This window comes from Steroidobacter cummioxidans, assembly GCF_003104955.1.
In genome coordinates, this window is sequence record NZ_LSRW01000102.1 from 1 (window position 1) to 17314 (window position 17314).

The following is a 17314-nucleotide window of genomic DNA, read 5'->3' on the forward strand; positions in this document are numbered from 1 at the left end:
CACCACGCCCACGGTCATGCTGTCCGCCTTCTCCGGCGTCAGGCTCAGGTTGCCCCGCTGCGTGCGGCCGTGAGTCGGCGTGGTGTTGGTCACCGGATCGAACGTCGACGTGAGACCGATGTTCAACTCCTGGAACAACTCGTTGATGTTCGGAGCACGGATGTCACGCGAAATGGTGCCGCGGAATTTCACATCCTGAATCGGCGCATACGTCATGCCGACCTTCCAAGTCTCGACGCTGCCCGAGATCTCGTAGTCGGTGGCAACGAAAAAAACGCGGCGGACAAAAAAATCCAAAGCTGTCGAACGAAAACCGCATGTTGCTGGCCAGCGGCACCAGCGTTTCGATGGCCGCCTCCACGACGTGAAAGCCGGCGTCCAGCGGAATCAGATTGCCCGAGCGCCAGCCGCCGACCTGCGACACCGGATCGGAAGTCACGGTGGCATCTTCCTGGCGATACTCGGCACTCAACGCCACCGACACCGGACCTGCCCAGTTCGAGAACGGTTCACCCGTGATCGCCGCGGCGTACACCGTTTGCTTGGTCGTTTGATTCGCGTGCGCCGTGCCGAACAGATAAGCGTGCGCTTCAGCGCTGTTCACGCCGATGCCCATCGGATTCCACGGCACACAGCCGTTGCCCGGATCGGTCAGCGTCGAGCGGCAGACGGGATTGCCCGTCACCGGATCCCGAACGGCGTCGAGGGCCAACGCATACTTGGCGTTGTCCTCGACGTTGTAGGTGTTGTGCGAGCTCGAGGTCTCGCCCACCTGGGCGTAGGCGTTCCACGACCAGGAAGTGCTCAGCATATCGAGCTTGCCTTCCGCGCCCAGGACGAAGCGATTCGCGGCACGCGTCGTGCCGACGGGAATATCGCCCATGTCCGCGTTCATGGTGCCGATGCGGATCGTGGCCAGTCCCAACGAGGTCATCTGCGCCTGCACCGAGGCAGGTATGAAGGGATTGCCGGATCGCACCGTCGGACCCGCGCCGACTTGATAGTGCGGGAACGCGATGCCCCAGGTCTCGGACACACCACGCGACACCTGCGCAAAGATATTCAGGTTATCGGTGACGTCGAAGGAAACGCGGCTGAAAATGTTCTGTCGTTTCTCCGAGGGCGCCAGGCTGTACGAGTCGTAGGTGAGCGTATCGCGATAGTCGCCGCCGGACATGAAGTTGTCGCGCGGCACGTTGATGCCATAGTTGAATTGATAAGGCACGCCGCCCTGGCCGAAGGCCGTGCCGCGCAACGGCCCGGACGTGATGATGCCGCCCGGCGTCGCACCGGACAGGAACACATTGTCGGCGAGCAGGAACTCGGGCTGGCCGTTGGTGCCGTTGTAAGCAGGATTGACGTAGTAGTTGTGCGCGGTTTTGGCCCAGCCGCGCTTGCCGACGCCGTGCACGCCGTCGTCGTCCATCATCTCGCCGCTCAACAACACGTGGCCGCGGCCACCCGCGAACGGGAAACCGGCGGCCAGCTCGACTCGCCAGTTACGGCCGTCGTCAAAGTTGGTCGAGGCCGCCGAAGCTTCGCCCTTGATGCCGGTGTACTTACGGTCGAGCACGAAGTTCACGACACCGGCCACGGCGTCCGATCCGTACACCGCCGATGCGCCGCCGGTCACCGTCTCGACGCGCGCAATCAGCTGCTGCGGGAAATTGTTGGTATCGACGATGCCCGTGGCCGTCGCAGGCACCGAGCGCTGTCCGTCCAGCAACACCAGCGTGCGGTTGCCACCGAGATTTCTAAGCGCCACACCGGCGATGCCGGCGGTGTTCGAACTGGGCGTTCTGGCGCCGCCCGCGACCGTCAAGCTGCCACCGAAAGCCGGCATGGTATTGAGCGTCTGGGTGACGCTGGCGTCTGCGGCCATGTTGAGAGAGTCCGCATCCACCACCGCCAGTGGCGTCGGCGCCTCGTAGCCGTCGACTCGAACGATGCGTGAACCGGTGACTACCAGTTCTTCAGGTCGTCCCGAGTCCTGCGTCGCGCCCGCGGCCGGAGCGCCTTCGGCTTGCGCCATCAATTCGCCGCTCGCTTCCTGGGCGTGCACGCTCCACTGTTGGGTTGTCAACGCCAACGCCACGGCCAACTTCAGCTTGTACGATGCCTTGAGACTCATTGGATTCCCCTATCTGGTTTGCCTCGATTGCCGTCGCCGGAATTTTCGGCGCGCAGCAACCCAGTCCCGGAGCGTTGCGGCTCCGGAGTTGTTAGATGCCCTGTTCGAGACGATTGGTCGGTGCGGCTAGTTGACTAGCGCCGCCGAGCGCCAGAAGAAACTCGATCCGGCCCGGTCCCCTCCTTCGGAGTCGCCGCCGGTGGTGAGCGATAGATCGACCTTGCCATCCACGTCGCCATAGACCACCACATAGCGATTGTTGCCTTCCAAATCCCCGGCCTTCTTGTCGCCCGCGAAGGTATACAGAGGTGCTCCCTTGTAAGCCCACTGCCGCGCTCCGTTGTCCGCGCGGGTTTCTATCTCCCAGAATCCTGACGGCTTGGCGTTCGCGTCGGCGACAAATGGCTGCCACGTTTCCAGGCACTCATCGACGCAACCGCGCGTGCCGACGTGCTTCGCGTCCGCATATGGATAGCTGTAACCGTCGCGACTGAGGCGACCGCCGTATTGCAGCCGATACCCGAGCTGCGTGTAGAGCGTGCGGCCCTCCTTCGTCATCATGATCGGACCGCGAGCGGTGACGAATCGAATGTCGACGGACGGCGGCATGTAGTTGGCGTACGCCAGTGCCGCATGTACGTCCTTGCCGCCCGCCAATCCATTCAGATCGGTCGGCGAGTAGTCGCCGCGATAGGTGTAGAGCAAATATCCCTTGTATGCCCACTGCCTGCGCCCATCGGCGCGACGTGTGACCAATTGGAAGTCGCCCATGGGCACCGCGAGACCCGGTGCGTCGACCGGCGACCACGAACTCGTGTCTTCCGCTTTCGGTGGCTTGCCCATCGCGTAGATGACCATGCCTGTGTTCGAAACCACGAACACATAGCCGTTGGCGACAGAATGACTACGCAATGTGATGCCCGCCGGAATCGCCATGCTCTTGTCCGGTGCGAAGGCCGCGCGCTGCCAATCGGAGTCGGGCGAATAAAGAGTGCTACCCGGATCGAACAGCGCTGGATCTCGCGCACGGCTGCCCCCGAGCGGCGAGCCGTCCGATTTGGTGTCCGGCGGATTCTCTCCAGAAAAGCGATGCAACGGCTTGCCTTGGTAGGCCCACTGCTTCGTTCCGTCATCGCGTGTAACGATCGACCAATCTCCCGAGGGAGCCGCCGAAGCAGCCGCGAGGAGCGGCGGAAACCTGGTCGCGCACTCGCCCGTACAGGAGGATTTGCCGCTGGCTTCGTCCGCCTTGTACGTGTAGAGCGGCTTGCCGGTATCGTCGCCGAGACGTTGCCACAGGAACTGGCCGCTCGAGCTCACCACGTCGATGATCGTCAAATCGGCCGGCACCGAGGGCGGCGGCGCCCAGGCTTCCATCGGACGACTGTCGAGCGCGTCGCGCGACATCAGGAAATAAGCGGCGGCAGCGGCAACCACGACGCCCGCTCCCACCAGCACCACCGACTTCGTATTGGTCACGCGAACACCTCGGAGATCGGGCTGGTCACCCGATTCGAACCCACACCCCAGCTGCTGGTCTGCACGCCCATCGCCTGCTGAATCGTCAGGCCGACGCGCGTCACCTGATCGCCGGGTCGACCGATGTGCATGCCGGTCTTGATGCGTCCACCGCCGTTGCCGAAGGTGAGGATGGGATAGTTGCGAACCGAGTGCAGACGCGGCGCGCCGTGGTCGGTGAACGCGAACACCACCATGCTATCGAGCAACGTGCGATCCCCTTCTTTGATGCCGTCCAGCTTGGTGACGAACTGCGCCAGCGCGCTCATGTACTGATCGGTGAACCAGCGGCACACCGGCTGGTAGCCCAACTTCGTATCGATCTGCTCCTCGTGCGTATGCGTGTGATGCGCGGTCGCATCGCCACCCTTACGCAGTCCGGACTGCGGACGTGAGATCGCGAGGTTGGTCACGTTCGTCTGCCCGCACGCCAGCGCATGCGCAAGCAGCCCGCCGAACAGATTGGCGCGCTCGATGGCATCCGTTGCGAGCGTCACCGCGGGCTCGTGGTCCGTCGGCAGCGGCTTCGGAATGGAGCAGGACGGCAACGGCTCGGGCTTCTGCAGCTGAATCTGCAGCTTCTGTTCCAGCTCGCGCAGCGAAGTGAAATAGTTGTCGAGCTTGTCGCGATCGGCCGCGCCCAGCCGTTTCATCAACGACTGCCGCTCCTCGGCGATGCCGGAGAGCACGCTCTTCTTCAGCATTACATCCGGATCGGGTGTGAACTCGGCTGCGTTGGGATCTTTGAACTCCGCGCCGAAGATGCGGCCGTACAATGCCACCGGCGAAATCTCCGCTGGTTGCACGCCACTGTCGGCACGCGCACTCCAGCAATCGCGCGGGCTGCCGGCACAGGCGACTTCGATCGAGCGGAAGCGTGAACCGCTGCCGATGACCTGGCTGATCAGCGCATCGATGCTGCCGAGATACTCTCGCGAGTTCGCGACCTTGCCGGTCATCAAGCCCTGCAGGCCGGTGAAATGCACGTTGTTCGACTGACCGTCGAGAAACACCTGGCCGCCGGTGAAGAAGTTGAGTTTCTTCTGCAGCGGCTTCAACGGCGCCATCTGCGGCGGCAACGTGTAGTTGGTGCCGCTCACCTTCGGCGTCCAATCGTCCTCGCCGAGCCCCAACGGCCAATACCAGGTGGCGAAGCGGGCCGGCAGCGCAGAGCCGGTGGACGCGAACGCGGTGCCGTTGGTGTTCAGCACGCAATCGAGAATCGGCAGCCCTACGGTGACTGCGCTGCCTGCCAACATGCCGCGAAGGAGACGGCGACGAGTGATCTGGCGACCGGACTTCATGGTGCGTCTGCTCCTTAACGTGTTGCTGTGACGAGTTGAGCGGCAGAGGGCGGGACTCGGAACAACGCATCGCTGAGCGCCACTTCACGCAGCAGCTCGACGAAGTTGTATTTCTGCTTGCCGAACTCGGCCTGGATGCGCTTCAACTCCGCATCACCTCGGCCAGGCGTCCGGCCCGAGGCATAAGCGACAGCTCGGGTCGCGACGCAGGTGGTCAGCGCCGGATCGCCATGCAGGGCTTTGGTAAGACCGACGGGTCCATCGAACTTCGTGCCGTTCAGCTCGCCACTGGTATCGATGCGCGCGCCATTCTCGGTCGTGCGATAGCCAGCGGCGGTGTCGAAATTTTCCAACGCGAGGCCGATGGGATCGGTGATCTTGTGACATCCCGAACACGCCGCATCGGTGGCATGTGCGCCGAGACGTTCACGAGCGGTCTTGTGGACGGGATGATTCGTGTCCTGGACGACGGCGAAACTCACATCCGCCGGCGGCGACGGTACCGCCTGACACAGCAGATATTCACGCAACGCCTTGCCACGATCGGTCGGCGATGAGCGGCCCGAAGGCGAATGAAGAGCAACGAAGCTGGCGTGCGAAAGGATGCCGGCGCGCGGATCGTCGGCACCATACTTGTAAGGAATCCAGCGCTCGGGCTGGCCGTTGTCCGTGGTGTCGACGATAGGCACGCCGTACAGCGCGGCGAGCGAGCGGGTGAGGAACGTATCGGGCGTGGTGTACAAATCCCGATAATCGCCCTGACGCACGATCAGCAGATCGACGATGGTTCGCAAAGTCTGCTCCTGCGCCTGATCGACCACCTTCGGGGTAAAGCGTGGATAGAACGTTGGATCCTTGGCCAGCGTTTCGAACTCGCTGAAGCCGAGCATGTCGGCAAAGAACGCCCGCACACCGGACTCCAGACTGGGCGATGCCAGCATCCGGTCCACCTGGCGCTTCAAGCCTTTCTTGGTATGGATCTCGCCATTCTCGGCGGCGCTCAGCAGTGCATCGTCCGGCGGCGCATTCCACAGGAAGAAGCTCAGCACGGACGCCTTGGAATAACCGTCCAGTCGCAGCTTGCCCTGCTCGTCCGGATCGGGCTCGAAGGTTTTGTAGACGTACAGAAAGTTCGGCGACAGCAACATGTTGCTCAGTGCCGCGGCGATGCCGGTGTAGAAATCGTTCTTGGCCTTGGCCACTTCGCCGGCGATCCGGATCGACAGCGAAATCTCCTCTTCGGCCAGCGCACGGCGATAGAGCAATCGACCGGCGGTGCTCAGGAACTGCCGAGCGCACGCATCGTCGTTCGTCGTCGCCGACTGCGGCTTGCAAGGAATGAGCGTGTCGCGATGCCGTTGATCGACCACTTGCGCCGCCACGTTCTCGGCCAGCTCGTCGTAGCGCTCGAAACCGGAGGAGGAGATGCTGGCGGTGCGCGCACCGATGGTGAGCAAACCATCCTGTCGATACTCGGGATCGAAACGTCCCGTGATCGCGATGGACGGTCCGAACACTTCGACCATGGTTTGACGATACTGACTCGGCCCGAGCCGCCATGACAAAGGAGCCGCCGACGATGCAGGTGTCGAGGATGCCGCCAGCGCATCCATCGATACCAGGCTCGCGGTCAACAGCGACGCTGCCGCCGCCGCGCAACTGAATCTCACTTTCATAAGCCCCTTCAACCTTCGGAATCCGCTGCTGCCGCGACCTGAGCCGGCGCGGCGGCGGGTAACACTGCGTTGGCCACGACCTTGCCGTCGATGGTGGTGAGGAAAGCGGGCACCGCTTCCATGCGCCAGGTGGAGGAAATCTCCTCGTTCTGGCCCGTCTTCGGATCGGGGCTGGCGTCGGCCATCTTTTTCACCGCGTGATAGATGCCGAGCGAATCGCCGCCGTGACCGGGACGCGACGTGATCATGTAAGAGAAACGTTCGCGGCTGAAATAACCGCCCCAGTATCCGACCAGTTGCCCGTCGGGCTTCACCGTGATTCGCATGTGCGCGTTACGCAGCGCCATCTCGGGATAGAACGGCATCTCCGCCTGCAGATAGATATCCTGCGGCTCGATGGTGATGACGCCGCCCTTCAGCTCGCCTTTCAAGACATTGTGAGATTTCTCGGAAGGCTCGATCACGTAGCTGGCGCTGCTCATGATGTTGCCGGCGGCGTCACGCTCCAGATGCTGGGTGACGCGATCGAGCGTGAGCGTGACTTTGCCGTCCTTGCTGAAGTCCTCGGCGGTGATCCGCATCGACCAGCCCGGCGATGTTTCCACCATCGCGTTCCAGGAAACCTCTTCCGGGAACGGCATCGCCGGCGGTTCGGCACGGAACGATGCCGTGCAACCGATGGCGCGCCACAGTTGGTTGTCGACCTTGCCGCCGGTGTCCGGATCGATGAACTTGGCGGCCTCGTTCGTGCCGCCCAGATCGAAACCGTAGGCGTACTTGCCCGAGACGGTTTCGATGTCCGGATCGGGGACTGCGTCGGGATAGTTGTAGATGCTGACGTTCTTGCCGTTGACGACGGCGCGCTTGGCCAGCTTGTCCCGCAGCGGTCCCGCGACCTCGCCGCCTTCGGCGAGCTTGGCGGCCTGCGCTCTCGAGTAACCGATGCTGATCAGATCGCGGATCATCCACTCGGCACCGCCGCCATTCTTGTTCTGCGGGCAGCTGTTCTTGAAATCGGTGACGTGTGTGGCGGTGCCAAACCAGCTGATGACGTAGCCACGTGTCTCAGCGTGAGCTGGTGTGGCACCGGCGGCTAGAGCGACTAACGGCGCGCTCGTGACAAGCGCTCTGATGTTCTTCATCGACCCCCCGAAACTGTCGGCCCGGAAATCGTGGCGTTTCGCCTACGTTGCCGTTGAGCAGCACCTTACTCGGGGGGGCGCCGCCTTGAGGAGATGTATAACGAGACGAGTTCGGTGTCTTCCAGACACCAGAACCGCCCCGGGCACGGAAACCTTGCGCCGTGTCCATGAATTTACTCATGCGGGCCGGCCCGGCCTCGGGCACAGTAAAGCCGTCCGACGTCCGCGCCCGTTTCATAACAGTAGATTCAATAACAACCGCCAGGAGACTCGACGATGAAAGCATTGTCTGCGCTGATAACGATGACATTGGCGCTCGGCGCCCACGCGGCGTTGGCCGCCGACCTGAAGCTGACCGGCGCGGAAGAAGTGCCCGCCGTCACCACCTCCGCCACCGGCACCGGCAGCATCAAAGTCAATGCCGACAAGACCGTGAGCGGCAGCGTGAAGACCACGGGGATCAAGGGAATCGCCGCGCACATCCACGCCGCCCCGGCGGGCAAGAACGGGCCGCCCATCATCACGCTGGTGCAATCTTCCGAGGGCGTCTGGGATGTGCCGGAAGGCTCGAAGCTGACCGATGAGCAGTTCGCGAGCTACAAGGCCGGCGGGCTGTACGTGAACGTGCACAGTGCCGAGCACAAGCCGGGAGAGATTCGGGCTCAGTTGAAGCCGTAATCGGCTCTTGCACGCTGCGCGGCCCGGCGCGCAGCGTGCATTCGAAAGGAAACAATTACAGCGTCACCAGACGCCGCCATCCTCGCCGGAATAGTGACAATGCACTTCGGTGACGGTCACAGTACAGCCCGGATCGAGCAAAGCATGCGTCGGCTTGGGCCGCGCCGAGCCGTCATCTCGCCACACCACCCGGCCGCCGATGATGTTGGTCTTGACCAGCAGCGAACGGATGTCTTCCGGATCGATTTTGAAGATGTCGCGATCCAGGACGATCATGTCCGCCAGCTTGCCCGGTTCAAGCGTGCCGCGATCGTTCTCGTCGAAAGTCATATAGGCTGTGCCGACCGTCGCCGCGTGCAAAGCCTCTTCTAACGTGAGACGTTCTTCCGCGCCGTAGACCTTGCCATCGACACCGCGACGAGTGATCGCGGCGTACAGTGAAACGATCGGTCCATCGGGCAGGCTGTCGGTGCCGAAGGAAATGGGAATGCCCAACGCCTTGAGCGATCGCAACGGGTTGTTGGTCGGCAACTTCTGTGGCGACAACGCCATGGCGTAGAACGACGCCAGCGTGTGCGTGAAATTCGGCTGCATCGCCGCCTGAAACTGATTGTCCTTGATCTTCCGCAGGATCTCCTCCGGCGGCTTGACCGAGATGTGATGCAGATAGTGGCGTGCGTTGGGGCGTGGATTCTCCTTCACGATGCGTTCCATGACGTTCACGGTGCGAATGATTCCCTGATCGCCGATGGCGTGAATTCCAAGTTGCCAGCCGAGATCGTGAGCGCGTTTGGCCACACGATACAGCGCATCTTCCGGAATCCGCTCCACGCCGCGATAGCCAGGTCGCGTTCGATACTCGTCCACCAGCCACGCGGCCTGACCGCCCATGCCGCCGTCCACGCTCATCTTGATGGCGCCGAGCTTGATGCGATCGTTGCCGAAGCGCGTTCGGAACGATAGAGATTCGATCTCCTCGATACTCTTCTGAGCGCCCTTCGCGGGATCGTCGTAACTGTCGAAGCCCGGGCTGAGACGAATCTGAATGGTCGCGCGCGGCAACGTCTCGCCTTCCTCTTCGTACAGCTTCTGCATCAGACGAAGATCGTCACCAGGACGCATGCCCGGCACATTCAAACTCGTCACGCCGAGCGCCAACTGATCGCGCAGACGCTTGCGCAGATTCTGCATCCCCTCTTCATCCGATAGCTTGGGCTCTGGCACGTGACGCATCACCATGCGCCGCGCCGAAGACTCCCGCAGAACGCCGGTTGGTTCGCCTTTGTCGTTCCGCTCGATCACGCCGCCGCCCGGCTGCGGTGTGTCTCGCGATATGCCGGCGATCTGCAGGGCTTTCGTATTCGTCAACGTGATATGCGCGCCGCGCGTCAGCGCCACCGGATGATTCGGCGTAACGCCATCCAGATCCCAACGCGTCGGCAACGCCGATTCAGGGAAGGGCTCGACGGCGCCCGTCCCGTGCGGCACAGTGGCGACGATCCACTCGGCGCTCGGCCGACGCGCCGCGTAGTCCTTCAACCGCTGTTGCAGGTCCTTCAAGCCGGTCACGGTGCTCAGGTCCAACGATTCCTTGGGCTGCGCGCCGCGATCGGCATTGACGTGAACATGATTGTCGTAGAGGCCAGGCAACACCGCCTGGCCTCCCAGATCTTCATACTTCGTCGTGCCGACCGCGAGTGCTCGCATCTGCGCCGTGGAGCCGGTAGCGAGCACTCTGCCGTCCTTCACGGCGACGGCTTCGACGAACTTCCCAGGTATGCCGACGTAGATCCTGCCGTTCTGAAAGACCGTGTCGGGCTCGCCCAGTCGCTCCGCCGCTGCCGGCTCGCTCGTGGCAATGCCAGCCAACGCCAGCGTGATGACCGCTCCACTAGCAAACATTTTCACCGGACGACTCCTCAAGTAGCCGACCGCTCGTAGACCACCTTGCCGCCGACCACCGTCAGGTCGACCTTCACATCGAGCAGCCGGTCCGCCGGAATCTTCAGCGGATCGGAATCGAGCACGATCATGTCGGCGAGCTTGCCCTTCTCCAGCGTGCCCTTGGTCTTCTCCTCGAACGTCAGATACGGACCGTTCGCGGTGTACATGCGTAGCGCTTCCTGGATGGAAACGGCCTCTTCAGGACCGTAGACCTTGCCACTCATGCCTTTGCGGGTGACGGCCGTGTAGAGGCCGACCATCGGGCCGATGGGCAGATTGTCCGAGCCTAACGCCACGAACAGACCGAACTTCTTGGCCGGCGTGGCGATCGAGTTCGTGTGCTGCACGCGCCAGTCGTCGAGCGTCTGCACGTAACGATCTTCCAGGTTGTAAGTGAAGTTCGGCTGCTGCGCGATCATGATCTTGTCTTCGGCCATGGTCTTCATGGTCGCGTCGGGCGGCATCACGGTGAAGTGATCGAGGAACCAGCGGTGATCCTTGTTCGCGCCGACGATGGAGCGAAGCGCCGACGAATATGCGTTGACTGTCTGCACGATCGCCGCATCGCCGATGGCATGCAGGCCCATCTGCCAGCCGCGCTTCGCGCTGTTGTCGACGATCTCTTTCAGCTCCGCATCGCTGAAACGACCCTTGCCCCGGAAGCCAGGCATGCCCTTGTAGTCGGCCAGCGTCCACGCGGTCGGGCCGGTGAAGCCGCCGTCGACGGCCGTTTCCCCGATGGGCCCGATGCGCACTCGGTCGTCGCCATAGCCCGTCTTGTGCGGATACGCGTTGATCCGATCCTTGCCGGGATAGCTGATATACAGCGCGAGCCGTGGCAAATCGGTGCCCTGCTTGTCGTAGATGGCCTTCGCACGCTTGTAAGTAACACGCGCGCTGGGCTTGTCCGTCCCGCCCTTGCCCACCGGCTCATCATCGATGGTGCCGCCCGCGTCCATGACGCTGGTGATGCCGAGGGCCAGCAACGACTTCAAGCTGGCGACATAACTGTCGCTCAGGTCTTCCCATTGATTCGCCGGAGCATGCTTCAAGTACATGTCGTTGCTCTCTCGGACTACGCCATTGAGCTGACCCTTGGCGTCCTTTTCGATCAGGCCGCTCGGCGGATCCGGAGTCTCGGGCGTGAGGCCGGCGATTTTGATCGCGGCCGAATTGCCGACGATCGAATGCGAGCCCGCTCGCGTGAGTGCGACCGGATTGTCCGGTGCCGCTGCATCGAGATCGGCACGCGTCGGATTGCGCTTCTCGGCGAAGATCGCTTCGTCCCAGCCATAACCGGTGATCCATTTGCCAGGTCCCAGCTCTTTGGCTTTCTTTCGCACCAGCTCCTGCAGCTCGGTGATGGATTTCACGCCGACGAGATCAACGTCGCGCCGCGCGGACGTGCGGATATGAATGTGCGTATCCGTGAACCCCGGCAACAGCGTGCGCCCCTTCAAGTCGATGCTGCGCTTGGCCGTGTATTTCTTGGCGAGATCATCGCCGCCCACAGCCAGAATCTTGCCGTCCTTCACCGCCACCGCCGAAGCGATCGAGAAATCTCGATCGACGGTGAGTACCTTGCCGCCGAACATCACCAAGTCGGCGCTTTCTTGCGCCACGCCGCTGGCGGCGAACCCCATCCCTCCGGCCAGCACGAGTGCCGGGCGGAACCACTGGCTTGAACTCATTGGATGAACTCCCGTTTGTTGTAAGCGCGGGCCAACTGATTGGCGCTGGAACGATTGCGAAGGTAGTAGGCGAACAACGCGATGCCGGTGCACAACAGGCTCGCGAACAGCTGACTGGCAAGATCCGACGTGAACGCCATGGCGAGCAGCACAGTCACGATAGCCGCGATCACCAACCAGCTCGCCCATGGAAAGAACCACATGCGCACGCTCAACCCCTGCACCTGCTCGGGCGACAGCGCCTTGCGTTGCTGGATCTGCGCCAGCGCGACGATCAGATAAACCACGAGCATGATGGCGCCCGAGGTATTGAGCAGAAACGCAAACAGCACCGATGGCGAGATCACCGCCGTGATCACGGCGCCGTAGCCCAGCGAGCTGCCGAGCAGAATCGCCCTCACCGGCACCTTGCGCGCGTTCAACTTGATGAGCGACTGAGGAGCATCGCCTTTGGCGGCGAGTGTGAACAACACACGGGAAGTGATGTAGACGCCCGAGTTCAGACAGGACAGCACCGCAGTCAACACGATCACGTTCATGATGAGCGCGGCGCCCGGAATGCCGATGCGATCCATCGCCATGACGAACGGCGACACGCCGGGCCGGATCTCATTCCACGGCACGATCATCACGATCAGCAGGATCGAGCCGACGTAGAACAGCAGGATCCGCAGCAGGATGGTGATGGTCAGGCGCGAGATCGTCAGCGCCGACTCATTCGACTCGGCCGCGGCGATGATGGCGATCTCCGCACCCACCAGCGAGAAGATGACCGTAGTGATGGCCGCGAGCACGGCAATCGATCCTTGCGGCAAGAATCCGCCATGCGCCGTCAAGTTGTGCAGACCCCCGCCCCCCGCGGGCGTGAACCCGATGAGATAGCCAGTGCCGACCACCAGGAATGCCACGATCGCAGCGACCTTGATCGAAGCGAACCAGAACTCGAACTCGCCGTAGGTGCGCGTCGACATCAGATTGACGATGGTGAGAATCACCATCAGCGCCAATCCGATCTGCCACTCGGGCAACGGCAGCCATGCGGCGATGATGGCCGCGCCGGCGATGGCTTCGATCGCCACCACCACCACCCAGAAATACCAGTACAACCAGCCGGTGACGAAGCCGGCCCAGTTGCCCAGGCCGAGGCGCGCATATTCAGTGAACGAGCCCTGCCCCGGACTCACCGACGCCATCTCGCCCAGCATGCGCATGACGAGCAGGATCACTGAACCCGCAAGCACATAGCTCAACGTGATGGCTGGCCCCGCAGCGGCGATGGCCGCGCTGCTGCCGACGAACAATCCCGCGCCGATGATCCCGCCGATCGAGATCATGGTCACATGCCTCGACAGCAGACTCTTCGCGAGTTGCGGACCTTCGCGCAAAGCAGCGTCTTTCGTCATCGGGTTGCTCAAGCGGCGCTATTCGGTCGAGCCAGGGCCCGTTCGAGAATGCTCAACCCTTCCTCGAGCACCGCCTCGGTGACCGTCAGCGGCACCAGAATGCGCACCGTCTCGCCATGGGTGCCGCACGTAAGAATGACGAGCCCGTTGGCCAGCGCTCGGGCCGCGACTTCCTTGGCCGCAGTCCCATTCGGCACCAGCGGATCGGCGCTGCTCACCAGATCGAAACCGATCATGGCGCCCAGGCCGCGCAGATTCGACATCGTCAGCACATCGTTACGACGACTGATTTCAGTGAGACGCGAACGCAGGCGTGCGCCGATCACGTCGGCGCGCTCCAGTAGATTCTCGTCTTCGATTACATCCAGAACGGCCAATGCCGCCGCACAGCCGATCGGCGATCCTCCATACGTGCCGCCGAGCGATCCCGGCGAAGCGCGTTCCATGATCTGCGCACGCCCCAGAACCGCGGCTAGCGGAAAGCCGCCGGCCAGCGACTTCGCCAGCGTCACGAGATCCGGCTCGACCCCGGCATGTTCGATAGCAAACATTCGCCCGGTCCGGCCGAAGCCCGACTGGATTTCGTCGGCAATCAGCAGGATCCCGTGCGTGTCGCAGACTTGCCTGAGATGGCGCAGCAATTCAAGCGGCGCGACCTGGAAGCCACCCTCGCCTTGCACGGGCTCGATGATGATGGCCGAAACTTGATCGGGCGCCACATCCGCATAAAACAGCGCATGCAGCGCGTCGATCGACTCGGCCACCGATACGCCGCGATGTTCCATCGGAAACGGAATGCGATACACCTCTCGACCGCTCGATCCCATCCCGCTCTTGTACGGCGCCATCTTTCCCGTCATGGCCAGCGTCAACGACGTTCGACCGTGGAATGCGCCGCTGAAGGCGATGACCGCCGAGCGTCCAGTGGCCAGGCGCGCGATCTTCACGGCGTTCTCGACGGCTTCCGCGCCAGTCGTGAGCAGCAACGTCTGGGCCGGCGACTTGAATGGCGCTATCGCATTGAGCCGTTCCGCCAGCTCGATGTAAGGCTGATAGCCCATGACTTGAAATGCGGTGTGCGTGAAGCGCTCGAGCTGCGCATTCACTGCCGCCATGACTCGCGGATGCCGATGCCCGGTCGCCAGCACGCCGATGCCGCTCGCGAAATCGATGTAGCGCCGGCCTTCGACATCCCATATCTCCGCGTTCGCGGCCCGGTCGGCATAGATGGCGGTGGCACTGGCAACGCCACCAGTCACCGCGACACTGCGGCGCGTATTGAGCGTGGCGTTTGTGGTGCTGACTGGAGAATTCGCGATCATCCGGAGGCGCCGCTCTTCGAGGTTTCGCCCTGGGGGCTTCTGCGTGAACCCTAGACCAGCGCCCGCGTGCGACGGAAGTTGCGCAAACGGATGCTATTGGTGACTGGAACACACCATTGCGAGCGCCAGGTACGGCGCGCCTCGAGCGGCCCGTGAGATTTCCATCGCTCGCAAGTCGGTTGGATCGAGTTGCAGGTTTTCGAACTCCAGTCGAGTTCGAACGTGACATTCGCCCACAGAAGCTGTGCGCAAGCCTGTGGATAAAGGACGGCAGCTCTATTTTTTCCCGAGAAAACCTGCGCGATTCTTCCGTGATAAAGTTTTGTTCACATGCAAAGCTTCACAGGCACTCGCCGCGCGTCGAGTACAAACTCGACTGCCGCATGCGTCGTACCGTGACGCACGTCGATCCGAGCCAGAACCCCCTATCGGCGCCCTCCTGGGGTATGGTCGCGTCCTCGGTTCGATGGAACTCTCACAACGTAAATCCCAGGTTCAAATCCCTTCTTCGGAACATAAGACCAAGCAACACTTCGTCATCAGGATCATTGATGTGTTGGAATAGTCTGCCACCTTCCGACGGAGCCTTCGGTCATCATTGGCAGAATATGCAGGACTCAACTCGTGGCCGAAATAGCACTTTTCTTAGCGGTGCCCCCCTACTCCGGCCAAGCTCGGCCCACGGCATTCGCCAAGATCGCGTCCGCCAACCTTGGGAAAGTCGGTTTGAACTTGAGGTCTTCTCGGATTCGGCGTCCATTGAGGAGCGCGCTGAACGCTGCTGCCCGCTCACCACTGGAGCCATCGGGTGGTGGCTGGCCGACGGCGGCAAACAACGCAGTGAGCTCGGGCGCCTCATCATCCACTACGTTATAAATGCGATGGGATGGCGAGCCTGCGTCGAGCAACCGTGAAACTGCCTGAGCTACGTCCACGTGGTGGCCGATGGACATGCGTTGGCCGGCAGGAAAGCCGCGCATGAACGGGATGACCTCTTCGATGTGTGGATCGCCGTCACCGTAAACGAATGGCAAGCGCAGGATGCGCACATCGAGCCCCTCCATCCCAAGAAGCATTTTCTCTGCCGCGAGCTTGCTCAGAGGATACGCATCGACTGGATTGCAAGCATCGTCCTCATCAGCGAGACGGCCACCATTGTCACCGTACGTCAGCCCGGTGCTCAAGAAAACAAAACGCCCAACGTTTGCATGGCGCGCGGCGCTAGCGAGATGCTGCGCTCCGCGCTCGTTGACGGCATGCGCCTGCTGCGGTGTCGCGCCCCGGAAGAGAGCAGCACAGTGCACCACTGCGGCGATCCCCTGGACAGCGAGGGCAAGGGATTCAGGGTTCAGAAGGTCACCCTCTACGAATTCTATCTGGTGGCCTAACAAAGCAGCAGCGCGCGAAGAGTCACGCACCAGGGCTCTAATGTCATGCCCCCGTCCCGCAAGGCGCTTGGCGAGCCTGCTGCCAACTTTTCCGGTCGCACCGGTGATGAGGATTTTCATGAAGCCAGTGTAAAGCGCCCTGACTCGGCGGGATTGTAAGAACCGGACCCTTGCGTAGGCGCGCTTGCCTGCCGAAAATCGCCCCATGCTTCAGCGCATCCACACTCCCCCTCAAGCCGGCGCCTGCTCGTTGAATGCGGTGCCTGAAGTCTTTGTGGACGAGTGCAAGTCGGATTTCGTACGAGTCGCGGTTCCTAGCACGGGCACGCATGTGGTCGTCCGATTCGGCGCTCATATATCTGGTGGGTTCGACATCCATGCGCTGGGCCCACGGCACAAGGTTCACCGCAAGTTGATACGCGGTGGACAGAGTACAGTCTTTGCCCGTTTGCCATTAGGTACGTATCAAGCAGTTCTTGGCAGACCCGCCTCGGAGCTCGCGGGCCGCATCGTCGCGCTTCGGGATTTGTGGGACACCGCCGCCACGCAACGTTTGGAAGAACAGCTTGCCGCCGCAAGCGATGCAGGCGCTGCTGCCAAAATACTGAAGGCCGCCATCGCCGAGCGGCTTGAACCGAGAACCTGCTTCGATGCGAACACGCGGCTGGCGCTAAAGGCGGCCCGAGGTCTCGAAAGCGGTAATGTGGCGTCCGTTGCCCAGGACCTGGGGATCAGCGAGCGGCACCTGCGCCGGGTGTTTCGTGAAGTGATCGGCCTGAGCCCTAAGACGCTTTTCAAGCTGATCCGATTCGAGCGTGCTCTCAAAGCAGCAAAAGAATGCGCAGATTTGGGCTGGTCCGATATCGCGGTGAGCGCCGGATACTATGACCAGGCACACCTGATTGCAGACTTCCGCTCCATTGCAGCAGCTACGCCGCGCCGGTTTCTCGCCGAAGTGTGCAGCCAGAGCTGAGTGACCCGAGGCTATACGATTTGAAATCTCGGTCATGTTTTGGGATATCGGCGCCATCGAGGCGCGATCGAAGGTGAGGCCCGTCGTTCACTTGGTGCCGATCTGGAGCTTGCGCCGCTTGCCTCGCGCGCCGCGTGGGGGTGG

Annotated in this window: 12 protein-coding genes and 1 pseudogene; 2 read left to right on the forward strand and 11 right to left on the reverse strand. The window is 62.2% G+C overall.

Annotated elements, in window-relative coordinates; translation table 11 throughout:
• From D0550_RS34760 to D0550_RS32210, 6 genes and pseudogenes are all read right to left on the reverse strand, one after another.
• Window positions 1–297 (reverse strand): TonB-dependent receptor (locus D0550_RS34760; RefSeq protein ID WP_153067450.1); only part of this gene is annotated, 297 nt, incomplete at its 3' end.
• 1297 nt (window positions 298–1594) lie between these two features.
• Window positions 1595–2131 (reverse strand): annotated as a pseudogene (locus D0550_RS37025) (TonB-dependent receptor plug domain-containing protein); the annotation flags it as partial.
• 126 nt (window positions 2132–2257) lie between these two features.
• Window positions 2258–3610 carry a hypothetical protein gene (locus D0550_RS37320; protein ID WP_170134697.1) on the reverse strand — a complete coding sequence of 451 codons (1353 nt, stop codon included), beginning with the start codon at window positions 3608–3610 and terminating at the stop codon, window positions 2258–2260.
• A complete protein-coding gene (locus D0550_RS32200; protein WP_116813287.1) occupies window positions 3607–4953 on the reverse strand; it encodes a DUF1552 domain-containing protein in 1347 nt (448 codons plus the stop codon). The genes D0550_RS37320 and D0550_RS32200 overlap by 4 nt, the downstream gene beginning before the upstream one ends.
• A 14-nt stretch (window positions 4954–4967) precedes the next feature.
• On the reverse strand, window positions 4968–6629 hold the full coding sequence (locus D0550_RS32205; RefSeq protein WP_116813288.1) for a DUF1592 domain-containing protein: 1662 nt from the start codon (window positions 6627–6629) through the stop codon (window positions 4968–4970).
• An 8-nt stretch (window positions 6630–6637) separates the two neighbouring features.
• Window positions 6638–7771 carry a hypothetical protein gene (locus D0550_RS32210; protein WP_116813289.1) on the reverse strand — a complete coding sequence of 378 codons (1134 nt, stop codon included), beginning with the start codon at window positions 7769–7771 and terminating at the stop codon, window positions 6638–6640.
• Window positions 7772–8047: 276 nt separating this feature from the next.
• On the opposite strand from D0550_RS32210, the gene D0550_RS32215 reads away from it, so the two are divergent.
• A complete protein-coding gene (locus tag D0550_RS32215; RefSeq protein ID WP_116813290.1) occupies window positions 8048–8449 on the forward strand; it encodes a CHRD domain-containing protein in 402 nt (133 codons plus the stop codon).
• Window positions 8450–8512: 63 nt separating this feature from the next.
• On the opposite strand, the gene D0550_RS32220 is transcribed toward D0550_RS32215, so the two are convergent.
• The 5 genes from D0550_RS32220 to D0550_RS32240 all read right to left on the reverse strand — a co-directional run bounded on the left by D0550_RS32220 (window position 8513) and on the right by D0550_RS32240 (window position 16317).
• Entirely contained in the window at window positions 8513–10351 is a 1839-nt protein-coding gene (locus D0550_RS32220) for an amidohydrolase (RefSeq protein WP_116813291.1), read from the reverse strand.
• A 17-nt stretch (window positions 10352–10368) separates the two neighbouring features.
• On the reverse strand, window positions 10369–12084 hold the full coding sequence (locus D0550_RS32225; RefSeq protein WP_116813292.1) for an amidohydrolase: 1716 nt from the start codon (window positions 12082–12084) through the stop codon (window positions 10369–10371).
• Window positions 12081–13487 (reverse strand): amino acid permease, encoded by a 1407-nt coding sequence (locus D0550_RS32230; protein ID WP_116813293.1) that lies wholly within the window; start codon window positions 13485–13487, stop codon window positions 12081–12083. The genes D0550_RS32225 and D0550_RS32230 overlap by 4 nt, the downstream gene beginning before the upstream one ends.
• 8 nt (window positions 13488–13495) lie before the next feature.
• On the reverse strand, window positions 13496–14809 hold the full coding sequence (gabT, locus tag D0550_RS32235) for a 4-aminobutyrate--2-oxoglutarate transaminase (protein WP_116813294.1): 1314 nt from the start codon (window positions 14807–14809) through the stop codon (window positions 13496–13498).
• Window positions 14810–15468: 659 nt separating this feature from the next.
• Entirely contained in the window at window positions 15469–16317 is an 849-nt protein-coding gene (locus tag D0550_RS32240; protein WP_116813325.1) for an NAD-dependent epimerase/dehydratase family protein, read from the reverse strand.
• 85 nt (window positions 16318–16402) lie between these two features.
• On the opposite strand from D0550_RS32240, the gene D0550_RS32245 reads away from it, so the two are divergent.
• Window positions 16403–17170: a helix-turn-helix domain-containing protein gene (locus D0550_RS32245; RefSeq protein WP_116813295.1), complete on the forward strand. Its 768-nt coding sequence runs from the start codon at window positions 16403–16405 to the stop codon at window positions 17168–17170.
• Window positions 17171–17314: the final 144 nt, after the last annotated feature.

Bases quoted from the DNA above. Each gene is read 5' to 3' on its own strand.
- D0550_RS32200 (WP_116813287.1), bottom strand. From the start codon at position 4,953: ATGAAGTCCGGTCGCCAGATCACTCGTCGCCGTCTCCTTCGCGGCATG.
- D0550_RS32205 (WP_116813288.1), bottom strand. From the start codon at position 6,629: ATGAAAGTGAGATTCAGTTGCGCGGCGGCGGCAGCGTCGCTGTTGACC.
- D0550_RS32210 (WP_116813289.1), bottom strand. From the start codon at position 7,771: ATGAAGAACATCAGAGCGCTTGTCACGAGCGCGCCGTTAGTCGCTCTA.
- D0550_RS32215 (WP_116813290.1), top strand. From the start codon at position 8,048: ATGAAAGCATTGTCTGCGCTGATAACGATGACATTGGCGCTCGGCGCC.
- D0550_RS32220 (WP_116813291.1), bottom strand. From the start codon at position 10,351: ATGTTTGCTAGTGGAGCGGTCATCACGCTGGCGTTGGCTGGCATTGCC.
- D0550_RS32225 (WP_116813292.1), bottom strand. From the start codon at position 12,084: ATGAGTTCAAGCCAGTGGTTCCGCCCGGCACTCGTGCTGGCCGGAGGG.
- D0550_RS32230 (WP_116813293.1), bottom strand. From the start codon at position 13,487: ATGACGAAAGACGCTGCTTTGCGCGAAGGTCCGCAACTCGCGAAGAGT.
- gabT (WP_116813294.1), bottom strand. From the start codon at position 14,809: ATGATCGCGAATTCTCCAGTCAGCACCACAAACGCCACGCTCAATACG.
- D0550_RS32240 (WP_116813325.1), bottom strand. From the start codon at position 16,317: ATGAAAATCCTCATCACCGGTGCGACCGGAAAAGTTGGCAGCAGGCTC.
- D0550_RS32245 (WP_116813295.1), top strand. From the start codon at position 16,403: ATGCTTCAGCGCATCCACACTCCCCCTCAAGCCGGCGCCTGCTCGTTG.